Below are 19403 nucleotides of genomic sequence, written 5' to 3'. Positions count from 1 at the left end.
CAACTGATACACCACGCGGAGGCCGGTTCTCTCTTGAGAGCCGGCCTCTTTTTTTGCGAACAGCCCAATTTCGAATTCGATCGCACTTTTTCTCCACTTCGGTGGGTGAACCGGGGAGACGAGGCGATTACACTCCGCGACTGCAATGGGTATTCAAGCCAGAGCTCTGCATCGTCAATCTGAGACGGCGCAACCCGGACCGTCTGCGGACTCGCGGCAGGTCGATTGGGGCGGACTCGCGGCCTGCATCTGCGGAGGCTTGCTCGTGCTGGCGCTCGGCTGGTTCAAGCTGAGCAGCCTCGACATCGGTTATCACCTTGCTTACGGCCGACATTTCCTCGATCAAGGCGAGATCGTCGGCTTTCGACCCGATCCATTCCTGCTGCCCGAGACCGCGGTTCCGTTCGTCAATGCGAACTGGGGAAGCCAGGTCGTGATGGCGCTCGCGGATCGTGTCGCAGGCACAACCGGCCTGACCGCCCTGCGGATCGGTTTGATCGTCGTAATGATGACGGCGATTGCCGTGACGGTTCGCGCCTACACGGCGAGCCTGACCGCGGTGGCATTTGCGTGGGTGATCGCCGCGGTCGGCGCGTACGAACGATTCAGCATGCGACCGGAATTATTCAGCTACGTCATCATGCTGATTCAACTGGCAATCATGGTGCAAACGCGCCGCGTGTGCGGCACGCGCCTTTCGTTCCGCGTGTTGACCGCGATGGTGATTCTGCAAATCGCATGGGTCAACCTGCACAGCTACTTTCTGGTCGGAGTCTTGACGGCCTGTGCATTCTGGAGCGATGCCGCGTGGCAGGCGTTTCGGTCGCGACGAGTCCCCGCCGAACGCATTTTCGCCATCGAGCGATTCAGACGCATGTGCCTTCTGACGGCGTTAACCGTCGTTGCGTGCTTCGTTCATCCGTGGGGCTATCGGGCAGCCGTATTTCCGCTGCGAACGCTCGCGTACCTGCAAAGCCATGAGGTCATGGGGGGCGTGCCGGGCGAGGCCGAAAAAAGCGCCTGGGCGGAGATTTCGGAGTTTCAGTCGCCGTTCGAATTCCGGAGCCTGCCGATCAACCGCTGGACCATTCGCGCGTATGCCGTAGTCATGGCACTTTCGGCGGCGGGCGTGGTGCTGCTCGCCCGGCGCGGCGAGATCGGGCCGGCGTTGGTCGTGTTGATGCTGTTCATCATGTCAACGCAAATGCGGCGCAATATCGCACAATTCTCGCTCGCGGCCGCTCCACTCTCGCTTGCGGCCCTGAACGCCGTATCGACAGGCCGGCGACTGAAGATGGTTCGCAGGGTAATGATCGGCGGACTGTGCCTGGCCAGCCTGGCGGGCGCGACGGCTGTCGCATCGGGCGACTGGTACTTCAGTGAACGCCGAATCAGCCGGGAGTTCGGCTTCGGGTACAGTACGTCGGCATTTGCCCGGCAGGCGGCAGCGTGGCTGACCGAGCAGCCGGAGTTGAAGCCGAATCTGTTCGTGGACTACTTCGCATCGAGCAATACGCTCCCGTGGCTGGACAAGCGATTCAAGCTGTTCGTCGATACCAACACGTTTGCCTATCGCGAGGAGACGCTTCGATTGGCATACGATGTAGGCCTTGGCAAAGTTCCGCATGGACCATTTTTTGATCGGTACGGCATCAACGTCGTGCTTCTGCACGGTGGTCCGGACACGCAAACGCTCATCGGGGCGATGACCCGCGATTCCGGTGAGTGGGCGCTCGTCCATGTTGATTCAACGGCGGTCATTTTCGTGCGGCGCATTCCGGAGCATGTGCCGGTGATCGTGAAGCACGCCGTGCAGGAGCGCGATGCGGACATGCGTGCGTGGATCGCGGCGCGTTCCGGACCTTCGGCGGCCCGGGCCATGGCGATCGGATCGGCCGCCAGCATTCCGATCTCGCTGGGTTGGTGGCAGAGCGCCGCGGTGCTCTGCGACGAAGCGGTCAGACTGCGTTCAGACTATGTCGAAGCATGGATCAATCTGGGCATCTGCCACGGAAATCTGGCAAACGCCGCAGCCCGAGCTGGCCGTGGCGACGAAACCCTGCGGCTGGCGCGCGAGGCGATTCGCAACTTCGAGCGGGCGACGGCTATCGAGCCGGACAACGCCCTGGCGAAAGAGAACCTGCGACGCGCGCGAGCGAGCATTGGAGAAGAGTGATGTCCCTGCGACCTGCACGACAGTTGCTGGTGATCGGACTGTCTGTTCTCACGGGAATAGCAGCGGCATGTTCTCCGCGGCGAGAGACACCTGTCCGCGACGACCATCGGCCCGCGTCCGCCCCGTCCGACGCGACGGTCTCGACGAATCCACAGACCCAGCCCGCCGAGGCCTCGTCAGAGACGCACCGGACGACTTCAGACGCCGACGCAAACGTTGTTGAGTTTCGACCGGGGATTCGCATTGACTACCGCGTACCGCAGGTGGAGCTGTCATGCGAGGTGATCTTGCGTACCGGCGAGCTCGAGCTGTTTGCGTATGCCAAATCCCCGACACCGAAGGAGCATGAGACCATACTGCTCATGCACATTCTGCCGGAGCATGTGTACCATGCACTCGGCTTGATCGGACTGACGCCGGGAAATCCGATCATGTACGACTGGGAGACGGAAAAAATCACCGAGGCATCGGGCGACCCCGTCGACGTGCTCGTGCGCTACGAACGGGACGGCGCCTCGGTGGAGGAACCGGCGACGCAATGGATGCTCGACCTCGCAAGACAGGCGACCATGCGGCCGACGCACTGGATATTCACCGGATCGCGAAAAGACGAGCGCGGCCGGTTCGCGGCCAACGTTGAAGGCACGGTGGTGACGGTAGTGAACTTTGATACGGCATTGCTGTCGCTGCCGGAATCCCACAGCGATTCGGACGATTCACTGTGGCTGGCGGCGAGGACCGAAGCGATTCCGCCGGTGGGCACGAGCGTGACACTCATTCTACGCCCCGCCGACGCCGGAAGGCTCCAGCGTCGTTGAGAGTATCACCTGCGACACCGCTGATTCAAACCGGCGGCGATGCGACGGCGACGCTTCAACCCGCGAGCGTGAATCAAAGTCGACGGCCGCAAGCCACTGGGCTACGCCTTCCCCGCAAGCCGCGGAGAAGGCAAGCGCCACCACATGGGGCGCATCAAAATGAGGAGTGTGGGCAAATCGCACCTCGACGCGACATGGCGGCGGCGATCGTCCCGCGGCGGCGATCAGCGCATCGTAGTCGGCTCGGGCCTGGAGGGTGGTTTCGCACAGCAGCAGGATGCCATCGACATCGCTAAATGTCACGGGGGCCACGCCGACCAGATCGAGCCTGCCATCCGGATAGGCACGATGCACGCGGAATATCTCCTGAACGGCCTGAGCATCCTGATCGAGCAGTTCGAGAACCTCGTGGGCCGCGAGATACTGCTGCGTCGCGCCGCGAAACCGGACCACGAATCGACCGGGCTGAGGCATCGAGCCGGAATGTTTGGATTCCTGATTCAATCTTGAGATTCCCGGGGCGGGACGCAACGGGGCGCCATGATCACGATTCAGCCTCGACGAGCCTGACGCGCGCGACCCGCCGCTTGCCGATCTGGACGATCATTTCGTCCTCGACCGCGATTTTGGCATTGGGATCGTCGATCTTCGACTGATTCACGTAGACGCCCCCGCCCTGCACGAGGCGGCGGCCTTCGCTGGTCGAGGGAGTCATATCCAGCAGCTTCAGCAGCTTCGGAAGCCAGATCGAGCCATCGGCCTCGATGTGTTGGCGGGAAATGGATGCCATTGGTATGTCATCTCGAAGCCCGCCCTCGACCATCACACGCTGCCACATCTGCTCCTCGCGGTCGGCGGCCGAAGCGCCGTGATACTGGGAAACGAGCAAACGGGCCAGTCGAATCTTCGCTTCCCGCGGGTGCGTCCTGCCCGGATCCACCATGGCGTCAATCTCCGGAGCCGGCAGTTCCGTCAAAAGCGTATACCACTCCCGCATCATCTCATCGGCGACGCTCATCGTCTTTCCGAACATCTCCTTGGGCGATTCGGTCACACCGACGTAGTTGCCCAGTGACTTGCTCATCTTCTCGACACCGTCCAGGCCGCGGAGAATCGGCATGATGACGACCATCTGAGGCGGCTTGCCGTAGGCGCTCATCAGGTCGCGTCCGACAAGATTGTTGAACGTCTGATCGGTTCCGCCCAGCTCGACATCGGCGTCAATCATGACGGAGTCGTATCCCTGCATGAGTGGGTAGAGCATTTCGGTCATGACGATGGGCGTTTCGGTCTGGAGGCGCAGTTTAAAATTCTCTCGCTGCAACATCTGCTGAACCGTCATGTGACTCGTCAGTCGCAGGAGATCGACGAGCGTGAGTCCGGCGAGCCACTCGCTGTTGTAACGGATTTCCAGCTTGGCGGGGTTCGTATCGAGTACCTTGCCCGCCTGCTCGAAGTAAGTTTCCGCATTCTGCCTGATCGTGGATTCGTCGAGCATCGGCCGCGCTTTGGTCTTCCCGGTCGGGTCGCCGATCCGGGCGGTGTAGTCGCCGATGATGAGGACGGCCTTGTGGCCCAGGTCCTGAAACTGCCGCATTTTCCGAAGAACAACAGTATGCCCCAGGTGGATATCCGGCGCGGTCGGATCCATGCCAAGCTTCACACGCAACGGTTTGCGGGCCGTGCGGCACCGCTCGAGACGCTTACGCAGTTCATCCGTCGTGTAGATCGCTTCGCTTCCCCGGGCGAGTAGCGAGAGTTGCTCGTCAATCGATGGCTGTGACATGCGTGCTCCGTGTGCAGGTCCGATTCAGTTCACGTCGCGAAACACGACGCGGACGCGCGATTGAGCGCTGCATCGAGTCGTCATTTCGATTTCGACGATTTCGACCTGCCTTCTTCATATCCGAATTTCACTTTGCCTGCGACAGGGACGACGACGCGGACGGAAGGCAGGCGATCGAAGTCCCAGCCACGGGCGGCCTCTCGCAACATCACGCGCAAGTCCCGCTCAACCTTCCCGGAGAACAGCTCCTTCTTGCCGCGATTGATGCGGATCGGCTTATCGAGGTCGAGCAGTTCGTCGCTCAACAGCAGGTTTACATGACCGACGTTCCGCGTGCGCAGGTCGATCGACTGCGCTTTGCAGGTCGCTTCGATCAGGCCGAGCCTGGAGACGAGGAAACGGCGTGTTGCGAGCTTCGGATCCTCGCCGGGCTTGAATTGCACGTTGATTGTCTCGCCGGACAACGGCTCACATTGCAGGGCATCGGCCGAGACCCAATAGGCATCGCTTTGCTGCGGCAGTCGAAATGCCTGATGAATCGTCTTCGGATAGTGCCTGCGTGCCCGGTTGAGAAGCCAGTCAAACTCGGCTGGCGGTGGAACTACGTCCTGATGCCCCGCGCCGGCCATTTCGACGCCACGAAAGTCATCCAGGCCGAGCGCCTGCATCACGGCGGCCATCATTCTCGAAATTCCGGCGTTGCCGCCACTGGGATCGGGATTCCCCTTGGCATCGAGGGTGTCCTTCTCTCCCCATGAAAAGACGATCGGCAGATTTCGGAGATTGGCGAGGAGTTCTTCGTAGAGCGCGTCCCCACCGACGACCTGCATCGGCGTGGCGAGCGGCATGATTCCGGCGAAGCAATCACTGTGCATGACGCCCGCCATCCATGTATTGTGACCGCCGAGGGAGAACCCCATGAGATAGACCCGGTCGCTGTCAATGTGGTATTTGCGCCGAAGCGCTTCGAGCAGCAGACGCGGCTGCGCGACGACTCCATATGGGAATGTAAAGGAAATCGCGCCGTTGTAGGTTCGCTCGTCGCCGGAGTCGGAAATCATCGCGCCAAGCCGGTCCGGCGCGACGACGATGTACTCATCGCGATGGTCGCCCAGTGTCAGGACTGTTCCGCGAAGCATCGATTCGGGTTTCGCACCGCGGCCGTGAAGTGCAATAATGAGAGGCCATTTCTTTCCGGGATCGTAACCGTCGGGGATTCGGACAATCAGTCGCTTTTCGGATGATTTGCCCTTCCGAAGCCGCACGGTGAGTTCAAACTCGCCTGATTTCTGAGGCTCCCAGAGTTGGAGCGCACGAATCGCCTTGGCGAGTTTCTTATGATTCAGGGATTTCTCGGCGAGAATCCGCTTCTCGATGGATGTTCGTTCTTCAATTGTCGGGGCTGTAAAAAATTCGCGGAGAAGCGCCGGCAGCGAATCTTCGGCCGAGGCAGTCCGATCGGCCGTTGCCAACGCCAGAACGAAAACTGTAAGGCACATCGGCTTGCGCGTGATTCGTGGCATAAAAGCCCCTCGCATGATGGTTAGGTTAATACCCCACCATGTCAAACAGCAAGCAGGCGTGAGGATTCACGATGGCGGCAGAACGCGGCCGAAGCGTCGCTCGCGGCCAGCGAACGACTTCAATGCGCCGTCCAGATCGGCGGCATGGAAATCGGGCCAGAGCGTATCGGTCACGTAAAGTTCGGCGTAGCTGATCTGCCAGAGCAGGAAATTACTGATGCGCATTTCGCCGGCCGTGCGGATCAGAAGGTCCGGGTCGGGCACGCCTGCGGTATATAGCGAATTGCTGACAAGCTGCTCGTCGATCTGGTCGGGCGAGATCGCGCCGGTGGCAACGCGATCGGCGATCCTGCGAATCGCGTCCACGATCTCAACGCGGCTGCTGTAATTCAGCGCAAGGCACAGCGCCATGCCGCGATTGTCTTTCGACAGCTCCGCCGTCTCGTCCAACTCCCGGAGCACTTCCGGCGGCAGTCCGTCGCGGCGTCCGACTTGAACCAGCCGGACATTGTTATCCATGATCTCGCCGCGTTCCTTGATGAGATAATGAACATACAGCCGCATGAGATGTTCAATCTCCGCGATCGGGCGATTCCAGTTTTCCGTGCTGAAGCTGTAGAGCGTGAGGGCTTCGATCCCAAGACGGGCGCAGCGCGTGACGATCTCCCGCACATTCTCCGCGCCGGCCTCATGGCCCTTCACCCGCTCAAGTCCGCGACGCTGAGCCCACCGCCCGTTGCCGTCCATGATGATGGCAACATGGCGTGGCATTCGTTCGCGCGGAATGCCGAGAGCGGCCAGCGAATCGAGTTTCTGCATCGTCGGCATGGCAGCGGCCGCCATTGGGATTCCTTTTCCAGACGCCAGCGAAAACGAGCATGGCGTTCCTATCAACCCGCCTTTTTACTGATTCGAGGCCGTGTGAGGCACATTGACTGTGGCCATTCTATCCGCGCCGATGCTCACCAGCGTGACCGGAGCGCCGAGCAATACTTCCAGACGTTTGATATAGCCCTGGGCGGCTGCCGGCAACTGGTCGAAGGTCGCGACACCTGACAGATCGCCGATCCATCCAGGCAACGTTTCATAGATCGGTTCGCAATGTTGAATGACGTCCAGTTCCGGCGTGAAATTTGTCAGCGGCGCGCCACGATGACGGTAGCCAGTGCAGATTTTCACTTCATCGAAGGAACCAAGCGTGTCCAGATGCATGACGGCGATTTGAGTGATGCCGGACAACTCAACGGCATATCGAACGGCAAAAGCATCAAACCAACCGCAACGGCGAGGGCGGCCCGTGGTCGTGCCATATTCGTGTCCGCGCTCGCGGATCCTGTCGCCGATCGGGTCGGTCAATTCTGTCGGAAAAGGTCCGCTCCCGACACGTGTCGAGTAGGCCTTGATGACGCCAATGTAGCTGCGAATGCAGCTCGGGCTGACTCCCGCGCCTGCCGCGACACCGGCGGATGTGCATGTGCTGCTGGTCACATACGGGAAGGTGCCATGATTCAGATCGAGCAAGCTGCCCTGCGCCCCTTCGAACAAGGCGCGCTGGTTGGCGGCGAGTGCGTCACGAATGATTACAGTCGTGTCGGCGACATGCGGTTTGATCTGATCCGCCCAATTAAGGTAGTCTTCGGCGATACGGTTCGCATCGAGCGGCTCGGCATCGCCATAGACCGCGGAAAAAAACTTGTTTCGATCGGCAACAATTTCCGTCAAGCGCCGCCGGAATTCGTCCGGTCGAAAAAGATCCGCGAGCCGGAACGCGGAGCTTCGGAGCATCTTGTCGGCGTAGCAGGGTCCGATGCCTTTTGCCGTCGTGCCGATCCGCCGATCCTTTCCCAACCGCGCCTCCGCCAGACGATCCTGCTTCTTGTGGTAAGGCATGACGAGATGCGCGCGCCCGGCGATTCGGAGATTCTGGTGATCGACTGCGATTCCGCGAGCGCGGAGTCCTTCGATCTCACCGATGACAATTTCAAGATCGAGCGCGACGCCGGGAGCGATGATATTCAGGACCCCGGGGCGAAGGATGCCGCTGGGGATCAGGTGAAGTGCAAATTTCTCGGCCCCGATTCGCACGGTATGACCGGCGTTGGCCCCGCCGGCATATCGGACGACCAGGTCGAAATGCTCGGTGAGGAGATCGACGATCTTTCCCTTGCCTTCGTCACCCCATTGCAGGCCGATGACGCTCGTGTTTCCGAGCTGTTGGAAGTCCATGGCTGGCGTCGCGTTGAACGCGGTCGACCGCCCGTCTTACCGTCGGGACCGCGGGCTTTCGTTGAACTCAATTGGCTCTTATAACGCTGATTCGCAGTCGTGGAAAGCCGCCGAAAGTTGGATCGACGTCCGGAACGGGCGGGGCATATAATCACCGCCCGACTGTCCCGCCTGAAATGCGGCCCCGCGTCCGCAAACGACCGATGGACTATCAAGTGCTTAGCCGCGTAACGGAATGCAGCAACCCTCCCTCAGGTCCGATTTGGAGCGACTGCATGCCAACAAGGGAATACGAATCAACGAAGCAAAGTCAGTCTGAATGACGGGCACGATCGCCCGATTGTTTAATCAAAGTGCCCGTGCCGATTCGGCCGCGGCAGCGTTGCCAAGGAGATGAATTTCGCATGATCGGCGAATTCGACATGGATGACCGGATCCAGGGTCTGGTCGATCGCATCGTGGACAGTTATGTGGCCGAACCCGCCACGCGTCACATCAGCCGTGGCTATCTTCCGAGCCGGGTCGAGATAGAGAAGATCATCGAGATGCTCTTCGAAATCTCGTTTCCGGGGTATTTCGAGAGGCAGAATCTTTCGTTCAAGAACGTAAAGTACCACGTGGGGGAATTGCTGCCGCGCATTGGCCAGTCGGTGTACATGCAGGTTTTTCTCGCGCTGTGCCATCTCAATGAGGTCGCCGGCAACTACGATCCGAACGGCCCTTCAACCCAGGCCGAACCATTCGATGCAAGGGCGCGCGAAATCACGCACGCGTTTCTTGAGCAGATTCCTGAAATGCGGAAGACTTTGGCGATGGACGTGCTAGCCGCCTATGACGGCGATCCGGCCTCGGTGAACACCGACGAAGTGATCTTCACTTACCCGGGTTTGATCGCGATCACCGTGCACCGGTACGCCCATCTGCTGTATCAAATGGAGGTTCCGCTGATCCCACGGGCGATGGCGGAATGGGCACACATGCGAACCGGCATCGATATCCACCCCGGCGCGCGTATCGGTCGACGATTCTTCATCGATCACGGCACGGGCGTCGTCATCGGCGAGACGACGGACATCGGCGAAAATGTGAAGGTCTATCAAAGCGTGACGCTCGGCGCGCTGTCGTTCCTCAAGGATGAGCGAGGACGAATGGTTCGCGGTTACAAGCGACATCCGACCGTCAAGGACCGCGTAACCGTATATGCGAACGCCACGATTCTCGGCGGCGACACGGTGCTCGGCGAAGGAAGCACCGTGGGCGGTTCAACTTTCCTGACAACCAGCGTGCCGCCCGGCAGCACGGTGACCTGCACGCCACCCGAGCTCAAGGTCCGGCCGCCGAAACAAACGAGCAGCCCGACGAACGATTTCAGCATTTAGATGTGTTCCACGGCCGGATTTCCCGGGACGTTCCGAAGCACGGAGGAACGAGCATGATGTCGCGATCAAAGACACACAATTTCGCATGCAAGGCCGCTTTGTTCGGCGGACTGCTGATCGTCGGCTGCACGACGAAGCAGGAATGGGACGAATTCTTCAAAGTCAATCAGGACAAGGGCAGCCAGCCGACAGCCGCGGCCCGTCCGGTTTCCGAAGACCCGTCGATTCGGGACACGATCGCTCCATTGGTCACGATTGAAGGCATGCGTCTGAACCAGGTTCGCGGATTCGGACTCGTGGTCGGTCTCGTGGACACCGGAGGCAGCGACGGCCCGGAAGTGGTGAAGGATTACCTTTTCAAAGAAATTCAGCGGCAGCAGGATCCGAGTCGCCCGGGTCCGATGCCGAGCCAGTTTTTGAGCGGCCGGGATGCGTGCATGGTGGAAATCACCGGCTTCATTCCCGCCGGCGCTCAACGCGGCGATCGATTTGACGTGGCGGTGCGAGCGTTGGGCAGCGAAGCGACCTCGCTGGTCAGTGGTCGCCTGTATTTGGGCGAGTTGAAAGTCTGGGCCGAAACGCCCAGCGGCGTGCTCTCCGGGATGACGCTTGCAACGGCGTCCGGCCCGGTGTTTGTCAGTCCTTTCAAACGCGATGGCAAGCCGTCCGACCGAGTCGAACTGACGTCCGGCCTTGTGCTGGGCGGCGGCGTGGTCAAGGAGGATCGCAAGATCCGGCTGGTGCTGAATGATCCCAGCCCGAGCATGGCCAAGCGCATCGAGCGCGAACTGAACAGCCGATTCGGCGGACTGCAAAAGGTGGCGAAAGGCGAACGAGCCAGCCATGTGGCACTCGAAATTCCGCGTGATTTTCTTGATCGCAAGTGGCACTTTCTAAATCGGGTGCTTCATACGCCGCTGATCTCGAATGAGACATTCATTCTGAAGCGTATCAAAGACCTGATTCAGGCCTATGAATCCGCCGACCCCGACTATGAGGGTATCTCGGTCGCCCTGGAGGCGATCGGCAAGGACGTGCTCCCTCAGTTGGAGCGATTGTACGGCAGCGAATCTCCTTCGATCAGCTTTTATTCCGCGCGCACAGCGCTTCGGCTGGGTGATCGCAAGGGTCTGGACGTGATTTCCCGGCATGCGCACGATCGCAACAGTACGTTTAGGGATCAAGCGATCGCCGAACTGGGCTGGGCACGCGGCTTCTACACGGCGGGCGAGGATCTGGTGAAGCTGCTCAATGACCCGGACAAGGAGATTCGCATTCGAGCCTATCAGGCGCTTCTTAAACGACCGCATCCGGCGATCGAATCAAAAGTGCTCGGGCTGGATCGGGTGATTCTGGACATCGTCGAGACGGAAGGCCCCTTCATGATCTATGCGCGGCGATCGAACCAGCAGCGCATCACCGTGTTCGGGCGATCGATGGCCGTGACGCCGCCGCTTATTTTCCCGGGCGAACGCAACGACGGCCGCGTCCTGACGGTGCAGTTATCAGCGGAACCGGGCGACAAGACGATGACTTACATCTATCGGAATCGCGAAACCAAGCGCATTTCCCCCGCGCTTCAGGCGCCGTTCAACATCGGCGAACTGGTTGAGTATCTCTGTGATGTCCCTCGGCGACAGGACGATGGCAGTATTCGCGGCTTCGGCATCAGCTACTCGGAAATGCTGGATGTGCTGTCGAATTTCTGTGAGATGAAGAGCCTCGCGGCCGAATTCGTGCTCGAAGGTCTTGAATCAAAGGATGCATCGGAATCCAATGAGCGAGATGAAAGCGAGTACTGATCGCAGCGTAACGTGATCCGATTTCGAGATGGACCCGCACGACAATCGTCAAGGGGGATTTACGGTCCATTCCGGGCCGCTTGAACGCCGGGTTTGACATCCCGCCCGAGAATTGCATAACATTTCGATCCCGCCCGGATGATGCGGGGTTCGGCCTGGCGGTTGCGGCCCAAACAGAATCAGGCCGCCCCACTTCCGCCGACAGGGTGGAAGTCCGCACTGTTACAGAAGCGAATGGGAAACACGCTCAAAGAAATCTGCTCATACCTCTGCGGCGTCGGGATGAGTTCGACCGTCGTCGGCGACGACACTCGCGAGATCGTCGGCGTCGCAACGCTCGAAGATGCCGGGCCCGGCCAGATCAGCTTCCTTTCAAACCCGAAGTACGAAGCCATGCTGGCCACGACCAAGGCCGACTGCGTCGTCGTGGCGAACGAGCAGTCGGTTCCCGACGGCATGACGGTGATTCGCACCAAGGATTCCTACGCCGCAATCATGGCGATCATGGTGCGGGTGCATGGGTACCGGAAACACAAGCCAATTGGCATCAGCAGCGCGGCCGTTATCGATCCGAGCGCGAAAATCGGCGAGAACGCAACGATACATCATGGAGTGACAATCGATGAAGGCGTGACGATCGGGCGCAACGCCGTGCTGTATCCGGGCGTGTACCTTGCTCGAAACTGTCGAATCGGCGATGACTGCATTCTGTATCCGAACGTCGTGGTTTATGACGATTGTATCGTCGGCAATCGCGTGACTCTTCACGCGGGCACGGTGATCGGCGAGGACGGCCTGGGGTATGCGCCGGTCGGCGACAAATGGTACAAGATACCGCAGATCGGGATCGCCGAAGTCGAGGACGATGTTGAACTCGGCGCGAATTGCGCCGTGGATCGCGCGACGCTTGGCAAAACCGTCATCGGCGCGGGAACCAAATTCAGCAATCTTGTCGCAATCGGTCACGGCGCGCGAATCGGCCAGGACTGCATGTTTGTGGCGCAGGTCGGTATCGCCGGTTCGGTCACAGTGGGTCGCCGCGTGAAGATCGCGGGCAAGGCCGGCGTGGCAGGACACCTTTCGATCGGCGATAACGCGGAGATTGCAGCGATGGCGGGCGTCATGCGGGATGTGCCTGCAAACACGCGCGTCGGCGGCGCGCCCGCGATGCCGATCAAGGACTTCATGCGATCGGCCTCCATGCTTGAACGGCTGCCCCAATTGTACAAGCAGCTTCAGCAATTGCAGGAGCGCGTCGAACAGCTTCAGAAGCAACTCGACGGTCGGCCGTAGGACCGCGCGGTTTCACGGAGCCGGGGGAGTCCCCTTTTTATAGATTCGCGTGGAGAGCGTTTTGCTCCACTCGGTCCAGTCGCTGTCGGCCTTGCGTGCCTCGTCAATCGCCGAGAACGCCATGAACAGCTTTGCATCGATGTTGTCGATGTAATGCACGAGGATCGCCTCGGGGCACGCCGGCAATCGCGGGCTGCCAAACTCGTACGACCCGTGATGCGACAGCACGATGTGCAGTAGCACATTGCGGATCTGCTCGTCGAAAACCTCTCCGGACCGCCGCTGCCATTCCACGATTTTCCGATCGATCAGAATCGCCGCCTGCGTGATATGGCCGATTAACTGGCCTTCAGTGGAATAGACGAAATTGGTGTCGTATGTCAGTTCGTGAATTTTGCCGATGTCGTGAAAGAAAAGTCCGGCCAGAACAAGATCGCGATTGACCCGCGGATAATGGCTGCTCGACGTATCGCCCGAGCCGAGAATCCGCACCGCCAGCTCAAGCAGGCTGCATGTGTGTTCAAGCAGACCTCCGACATACGCATGGTGGTTCTGGACCGCAGCCGGCGCCTTCTTGAAACGGGAGATCAACTCCTCGTCGGTGATGAACTCCTTGATGAGCGCGAGCAACTGCTTGTGCTTGATGCTCCGAAGGACTTTCAGGCAACGTTCCCACAAGTCATCAATCGGACAGGGCGTGTGCGGCATGAAGTGTGCCACGTCGACCTGATCCGCCGACGCCGGGCGCAATCCATCCACGATGATCTGCTTGTTGCCCTGGTAGCTTTCGACGCGGCCGCGAATGCGAATGAATCCGCCATCCGGCACGAGGTCGAACTGCTCCTGGGTGGCCTGCCACATTCGGGCAAGCACCTGCCCGGTGCGGTCGGAGAAGACGAAATGAATATAAAGCCCGCCGTTTTTCTGCGTGCGCAGGTCGCGCTGGGACACGAGAAAAACCTGGTCGGTGATTGTGTCGCCGGGTTGCAGGTCTTCAATCGAACGGTATGCAGTGTCGACGGCGCCTGGTGACGATGACATGCAATCCCCTTGAGTGCCCGCGGAGCAACGGCATCCAGACCTGCCACGTCGATACATCTCGCGTGACGGCCGTCGCCGAGTATATACAACCGGCCCCACGGAGCAAACCGACTCGTCGCGCATCGACCCAACAAATCGGGTAGGAGGGCGCCTCGCGGCGCCCGTCGTCCCACACCACCGGACGTACTCACCGTATCCGGCGGTTTCCTTCAATGTGGTAACGCCGCATGCCTGTCGGCGAGGCAGACCAGACCCAGTTTCTTGAACCACGCAGGCGGCATGGCCTCGTGCGCCGCCGGGCTGGCGGTCGTCCGCCACCAGCCTTTCCCGCACGCGGCCGTCGTCCACGAACGATTCTTCGGGACGCCCAGACTGTGCAGGAATTCCGCGATTGACTTCGCACGTTTCCGCTGCTTGAGCCGCACGCATCTCAGCTTCCGCCTGATCCACTGGTCGAGGTCCTGCAAATGACCCCGACAGGCGGCGTGGCGGAAGTAGGTCACCCATCCCGTCAGGAACGAGTTGAGTTCCGAGATCATCCGTTCGAGGCTTACGCCCTGGTTTCTCCGGGTGATCTGCCGGATGCGCTCTTTCGCCCGTTGAAGACTCACCGGAGCAATGCCCAACCTGCCGCCCGCGAGTAGGCGATGACCCAGGAACTTCCGTTCCGATACATGGGCCACCGCGCTCTTCTCCAGGTCGAGGTCCACGACGATGGCGCGTCCGTCGGCCACGTACTTCCGCGCCGCCGACAGCGCATTGTGCGCGCTGCGCTTCGGGCGAAATCCGTAGCTCGATGCCGAAAAGGTCGGGGCCAACAGAGGTTCGAGCACTTGAAGGATCGCCTGCTGAACCAGCCGGTCCACGACCGTCGGGATGCCCAATTGTCGCACCCCGCCGCCCGGCTTGCGGATTTCAACCCCGCGCACCGGCCGCGGTTGATAGGAACCGTCCAGCAGCGAAGCGATTAGATTCTCCTTGTGCTCTTTCAACCACGCCCTCAGTTCATGGACGGTCATCCCGTCCACGCCCGCAGCGCCTTTGTTGGTCTTGACGCGTCGATACGCCTGGTTCAGGTTGTCACGTTGGCAGACCTCCTCCATCAGGTGCTCGGTCAAGGCTCGTGCTGGGTCCAACGCCGTGGGAGTTTGCGGCTCCTCGCACGCAGCAGGTCCGGTTCCGCCTTCGCTGCTTGCGCCGTGGCGCGAAAGTGCCGCCCTGTCGTCATCGAACAATGACAACTGCCGGTCGCCCTCGCCTTGCTGTCGCTTCACACCCATCAAGTCGTTCCCGACTGGCTCCTTGCATCAAAGAATTCGGCCCTTCAATGAATCGTTCCCGGATCGGCGAGTCCCACGGTTTCTCCCCTTTCGGGCGAGTGCCTCAATCGAGTGATCCGACTGCACCCATCTACTATGGCCTCTGCTGACTCCTCGCCGCGCTTCCCGGTGTGTTGCCACTTCGGTAGTCCGCCGAGGCGGACACGCGGAGAGGCCTCCCAGGTTAAATGATGCGTCCTTCTCTCGGGCCTCGCCGGATCTACCGGACCGCGATTCCGAATGACCATCGGGCCTCCCCGTCCATTGCCGGGTTACCCATCGCGGACGGCCTTGTATCCGGTTCCTGTTCGTCGAGTCCGAGTCTTGGGCGACAGCTCCCTTCAGATTCCACCTCACGATGGACACCCTGGCCTGCCCTGCCGGTTCCGGTCATCACGGCCCGCAGAGGACTTACACCTCCAACACGCATCACATGCCTGGCAAACAAAAGCGGCGCCGACCCATTCAGAGCCGGCGCCGCAGAAGGTCACTCATCATCAATGCCGCCGACGCAGCCGTCGATCAGCGTCGACGGCGTCTCGAGCGGAACGCCATGAGGCCGCAAATCGTGCCGGCAATCATCAGCGGACAGCCGCCGCCGCAAACCGGGGAGTGGAAGAGGAGGCTGAACAGGATGTTCAGGCCACCCTCCCCATTGGGACAAGGCTGCGGACCGGGTTCGTCGCAGGCATCGCCGATGCCGTCGCCGTCCGCATCCGCCTGATCGGCATTTGGCACTTCGGGACAGTTGTCGCACGCGTCGATGATGCCGTCGCCGTCGGTGTCGGTCTGGCACTCGTCCGGCACGCCATTTCCGTCGCAGTCGGGACTCACGGCATTATTGCCGTCCGGGTCGGCTGTGCTGACATCGCACTCGTCGGGAATCTTGTTGCCATTGCAGTCCTTGCTGACCTGGCCGTTACCATCCGGATCAGACGGGTCCACATCGCACTCGTCGGGAATTCCGTTCTTGTTGCAGTCGCCACTGACCTTGCCGTTGCCGTCCGGATCGGTCGGGTCGATGTCGCAATCGTCCGGAATGCCGTTGTTATTGCAATCGGCTTCACAGTCATCAGGAATTCCATTGCCGTTGCAGTCATTGTTGACGAGTTGACACTCGTCCGGAATTCCATCCTTGTTGCAATCCTTGCTGACCTTTCCGTTTCCATCGGGATCGGTCGGGTCGATGTCGCAATCGTCCGGAATGCCGTTGTTATTGCAATCCGGCTCGCAGGCATCGGGGATGCCGTTTCCGTTGCAGTCAGGCGGAACCTGACATTCATCGGGGATTCCGTCGGTGTTGCAATCCTTGCTGACCTGCCCGTTGCCGTCCGGGTCGGTCGGATCGATATCGCACTCGTCGGGTGTCTGATTGCCGTTGCAATCCTTGCTGACCTGTCCGTTGCCGTCCGGGTCGGTCGGATCGATATCGCACTCGTCGGGTGTCTGATTGCCGTTGCAATCCTTGCTGACCTGCCCGTTGCCGTCCGGATCGGTCGGATCGATATCGCACTCGTCGGGTGTCTGATTGCCGTTGCAATCCTTGCTGACCTGCCCGTTGCCGTCCGGATCGGTCGGATCGATATCGCAATCATCCGGAATGCCGTTGTTATTGCAATCCGGCTCGCAGTCGTCAGGGATTCCGTTTCCGTTGCAGTCGTTGCCGATCAATTCGCAGGCATCCGGAATCCCGTTGCTATTGCAGTCGGGCAGCGGCGGCTGGGGCACGCACGCGAGCAGGAGCGTCGCGCAGGTTGTCGCTTCGCCGCGGAAAATGCCATTTACCGCTGCGCATTCACCCAGCGTAAGATTGTCCTGGCAGGTGCCGTCGCAAAGACAGCAAGCGCCTTCATCGGTCAGCGGGATCGGCTGTTCCGTGATGATGACGATCTCGCAGCGACCCGTGTTCGGGTTGCAGACCTCGTTCGGATCCGAACAGCCGTTTGCGACGCAGTCGCCGCCGATTGCAGACCTTGCGAAGGTGTCTTCGCAAGGCTGTTCTTCAATGATCCGCTCAGTGAGGCGGAGCAGATAGTTGCCCGGGCATACCGCGAGTCCCGGACAATTGGGGTCTTCGTTAGCAAAGCGGAATGTGATCGTGACTTGCACCTCGCGCGGCTCGGCGTTCGGGTCCCCCTGAACAGGAATCGGCTGAAAGCTGAAGCACACGCCTGGCGCGGGACTGACCTGCACATTGCCGGGCAGAATCTGAACCGCTTCCCATTCGCGAATTACATTGATGCAGCCGGTGCATGTCCGGTAGGTGCGCGTCAAGGCCTCGGCGATGAAAGTCGTTGAGACCTGGGTGTCAAACGGCGTGCATCCAACGGCTGGCGGCACAGAGAAGCCGGTATTAATCACTTCGCAACCGTTGAGATCGACGGTGTGATTCAGGGAATCGACAGTAATGTTGATCGGACCGTTGAGACAGTTTTCACATTCGGTACAGTCCAGGACGGTGTCGAGGTCGAGGTCGCAGAAGGTGTTCGCACAGGTCGTGAAGTTACCCTGATAAACGCCACCGTCGGATATGCAGTCCGACTCCAGCAGTTCGGCGCAACAGGTGTTGGGATCTGTTACACCCTGAACGATCTCGGAGAAGCAGCAAGCACCCGTCGGGGGCGGGCAACTCACGCCGTTGCAGGTTGTTCCCGCGCCCTGGAAGGTGCCATTCGCGCCGGAGCACTGTGCCGCCGTCTGATTCGCCGAGCAGGTTCCGTTCGGCAGGCAGCAGGCGCCGGTGGGCTGAGAGCAACTCACGCCGTTGCAGGTTGTTCCCGCGCCCTGGAAGGTGCCATTCGCGCCGGAGCACTGTGCCGCCGTCTGATTCGCCGAGCAGGTTCCGTTCGGCAGGCAGCAGGCGCCGGTGGGCTGAGGGCAACTGACGCCGTTGCAGGTTGTTCCAGCGCCCTGGAAGGTGCCATTCGCGCCGGTGCACTGCGCCGCCGTCTGATCGGCAGTGCAGGTTCCGTTCGGCAGGCAGCAGGCGCCGGTGGGCTGAGGGCAGCTCACCTGCGAGCAGAGCGAGTCCGCACCCTTGAACGTTCCAAGCTTGTTGGAGCAGTCCGAAGGAGTCTCGTTGTCGATGCATGTGCCATTGGGAAGGCAGCACGCACCCCGAACCGGCTGGGTGGTGGGAGCGGTCAGGAAGACGATGTCGTCCACGGCACCGGAGCCCTTGAGGGCCACAACCATTCGGCCCACGTTGGCGGTGGGTCCGAGCGAGAGGACGACTTTTCCATTGTCACCCGTATTGGGGATGGAGATCTGATTCAGCAGCGCATTACTTGGCGAATAGAGATAAACCTTGGCGTTCGGATTCTGGTCGATGTCGAGAATGGTGATGCTCTGAAGTGTGACGGGGCCGATGGCGCTGAAATTGAAGTGCAGCATCGGGTTTCCGCCGGCTGAGTCGTTCGGAACGTCAACAAGTCCGTCCGCGGGATTTGCGTCAGTGAGGTTTTCCGCAACAATCAGTATTTTTCCGAGTGCCGTGCAGTTGGCATACATCGACGCGGGAATTCCCCCCTGCCCGATTCCTGGTCCGGCCGGATTGCATTGGCCGTTGGGCGAACCCAGATCGAGATCCAGTGCGGATGGATTGGACGAATCGAAGATCACCGCCGCATTGCCGTTGATCTGGTTCACCGACCCACTGACTGCCACAGGACCGACACCACCCTGACTGAAGACCTGCGACACGATGGAACCCGTCTGCAGGGATTCAAATGTGATTGTTTCCTGGGCCTGGACATTCGGTGCAAGGCAACACAATAACGCCAGAGCGATGAGACACTTTCCGCACGTAGATGACATCGTTCCGCCTCCTAAAGCGCACGATCAGCCAAGATGCCCCCGCAAGACGACGGGAATTTAACAGTGCCGATTATACTTCTGCGGCAACATCGAGTCTATTAACCTTCGGTCCCATAAGAGGCTACGAGCATCCTTGCGTCCGAAACCATTCGCGTTGTCGGACCTTTGACACGCGAAGCAAAGCAGGGAATCACTACCGAAATGGATGATGCCACGCGCCGGCC

13 protein-coding genes are annotated in these 19403 nt (G+C 60.3%); 5 read left to right on the top strand and 8 right to left on the bottom strand.

The window, feature by feature from the left end; all coding sequences use genetic code 11:
• Positions 1-145: 145 nt before the first annotated feature.
• Both KF841_08210 and KF841_08205 read left to right on the top strand, forming a co-directional pair.
• Positions 146-2176, top strand: a complete 2031-nt coding sequence (locus tag KF841_08210; GenBank protein ID MBX3395337.1) for a hypothetical protein — start codon at positions 146-148, stop codon at positions 2174-2176.
• Positions 2176-2994: a hypothetical protein gene (locus KF841_08205; protein MBX3395336.1), complete on the top strand. Its 819-nt coding sequence runs from the start codon at positions 2176-2178 to the stop codon at positions 2992-2994. The genes KF841_08210 and KF841_08205 overlap by 1 nt, the downstream gene beginning before the upstream one ends.
• Here KF841_08205 and KF841_08200 read toward each other — a convergent pair.
• From KF841_08200 to KF841_08180, 5 genes are all read right to left on the bottom strand, one after another.
• Entirely contained in the window at positions 2956-3498 is a 543-nt protein-coding gene (locus KF841_08200) for a hypothetical protein (protein ID MBX3395335.1), read from the bottom strand. The genes KF841_08205 and KF841_08200 overlap by 39 nt on opposite strands.
• Positions 3499-3538: 40 nt before the next feature.
• Positions 3539-4780, bottom strand: a complete 1242-nt coding sequence (locus KF841_08195) for a tyrosine--tRNA ligase (GenBank protein MBX3395334.1) — start codon at positions 4778-4780, stop codon at positions 3539-3541.
• 80 nt (positions 4781-4860) lie between these two features.
• Entirely contained in the window at positions 4861-6303 is a 1443-nt protein-coding gene (locus KF841_08190) for a hypothetical protein (GenBank protein MBX3395333.1), read from the bottom strand.
• Positions 6304-6369: 66 nt separating this feature from the next.
• Positions 6370-7131 carry an isoprenyl transferase gene (locus KF841_08185; GenBank protein ID MBX3395332.1) on the bottom strand — a complete coding sequence of 254 codons (762 nt, stop codon included), beginning with the start codon at positions 7129-7131 and terminating at the stop codon, positions 6370-6372.
• 75 nt (positions 7132-7206) lie between these two features.
• A complete protein-coding gene (locus KF841_08180) occupies positions 7207-8529 on the bottom strand; it encodes an adenylosuccinate synthase (protein ID MBX3395331.1) in 1323 nt (440 codons plus the stop codon).
• Positions 8530-8933: 404 nt separating this feature from the next.
• On the opposite strand from KF841_08180, the gene KF841_08175 reads away from it, so the two are divergent.
• The 3 genes from KF841_08175 (at position 8934) to lpxD (ending at position 13003) form a co-directional block, all read left to right on the top strand.
• The gene (locus tag KF841_08175; GenBank protein ID MBX3395330.1) at positions 8934-9908 is read left to right on the top strand and encodes a serine acetyltransferase; all 975 of its coding nucleotides are present in this window, start codon (positions 8934-8936) and stop codon (positions 9906-9908) included.
• A gap of 53 nt (positions 9909-9961) precedes the next feature.
• Positions 9962-11710: a flagellar basal body P-ring protein FlgI gene (locus tag KF841_08170; protein ID MBX3395329.1), complete on the top strand. Its 1749-nt coding sequence runs from the start codon at positions 9962-9964 to the stop codon at positions 11708-11710.
• Positions 11711-11944: 234 nt separating this feature from the next.
• Entirely contained in the window at positions 11945-13003 is a 1059-nt protein-coding gene (gene lpxD, locus KF841_08165; protein ID MBX3395328.1) for a UDP-3-O-(3-hydroxymyristoyl)glucosamine N-acyltransferase, read from the top strand.
• Between the two features lie 12 nt (positions 13004-13015).
• On the opposite strand, the gene KF841_08160 is transcribed toward lpxD, so the two are convergent.
• The 3 genes from KF841_08160 to KF841_08150 form a co-directional block, all read right to left on the bottom strand.
• Positions 13016-14044 carry an HD domain-containing protein gene (locus KF841_08160; protein MBX3395327.1) on the bottom strand — a complete coding sequence of 343 codons (1029 nt, stop codon included), beginning with the start codon at positions 14042-14044 and terminating at the stop codon, positions 13016-13018.
• 209 nt (positions 14045-14253) lie between these two features.
• A complete protein-coding gene (locus KF841_08155; protein MBX3395326.1) occupies positions 14254-15324 on the bottom strand; it encodes a group II intron reverse transcriptase/maturase in 1071 nt (356 codons plus the stop codon).
• Between the two features lie 561 nt (positions 15325-15885).
• Entirely contained in the window at positions 15886-19179 is a 3294-nt protein-coding gene (locus KF841_08150) for a thrombospondin type 3 repeat-containing protein (protein MBX3395325.1), read from the bottom strand.
• Between the last annotated feature and the right edge of the window lie 224 nt (positions 19180-19403).

It is taken from the genome of Phycisphaerae bacterium (genome assembly GCA_019636475.1).
Lineage (GTDB): Bacteria > Planctomycetota > Phycisphaerae > UBA1845 > UTPLA1 > JADJRI01.
This window is presented reverse-complemented; position numbering and strand designations above follow the sequence as displayed.

Excerpts from the sequence above, each read along its gene's own strand:
- KF841_08175 (MBX3395330.1), top strand. The coding sequence starts at position 8,934 with ATGATCGGCGAATTCGACATGGATGACCGGATCCAGGGTCTGGTCGAT.
- lpxD (MBX3395328.1), top strand. The coding sequence starts at position 11,945 with ATGGGAAACACGCTCAAAGAAATCTGCTCATACCTCTGCGGCGTCGGG.
- KF841_08150 (MBX3395325.1), bottom strand. The coding sequence starts at position 19,179 with ATGTCATCTACGTGCGGAAAGTGTCTCATCGCTCTGGCGTTATTGTGT.
- KF841_08160 (MBX3395327.1), bottom strand. The coding sequence starts at position 14,044 with ATGTCATCGTCACCAGGCGCCGTCGACACTGCATACCGTTCGATTGAA.
- KF841_08210 (MBX3395337.1), top strand. The coding sequence starts at position 146 with ATGGGTATTCAAGCCAGAGCTCTGCATCGTCAATCTGAGACGGCGCAA.
- KF841_08205 (MBX3395336.1), top strand. The coding sequence starts at position 2,176 with ATGTCCCTGCGACCTGCACGACAGTTGCTGGTGATCGGACTGTCTGTT.
- KF841_08185 (MBX3395332.1), bottom strand. The coding sequence starts at position 7,131 with ATGCCGACGATGCAGAAACTCGATTCGCTGGCCGCTCTCGGCATTCCG.
- KF841_08155 (MBX3395326.1), bottom strand. The coding sequence starts at position 15,324 with ATGGGTGTGAAGCGACAGCAAGGCGAGGGCGACCGGCAGTTGTCATTG.
- KF841_08170 (MBX3395329.1), top strand. The coding sequence starts at position 9,962 with ATGATGTCGCGATCAAAGACACACAATTTCGCATGCAAGGCCGCTTTG.
- KF841_08190 (MBX3395333.1), bottom strand. The coding sequence starts at position 6,303 with ATGCCACGAATCACGCGCAAGCCGATGTGCCTTACAGTTTTCGTTCTG.
- KF841_08180 (MBX3395331.1), bottom strand. The coding sequence starts at position 8,529 with ATGGACTTCCAACAGCTCGGAAACACGAGCGTCATCGGCCTGCAATGG.
- KF841_08195 (MBX3395334.1), bottom strand. The coding sequence starts at position 4,780 with ATGTCACAGCCATCGATTGACGAGCAACTCTCGCTACTCGCCCGGGGA.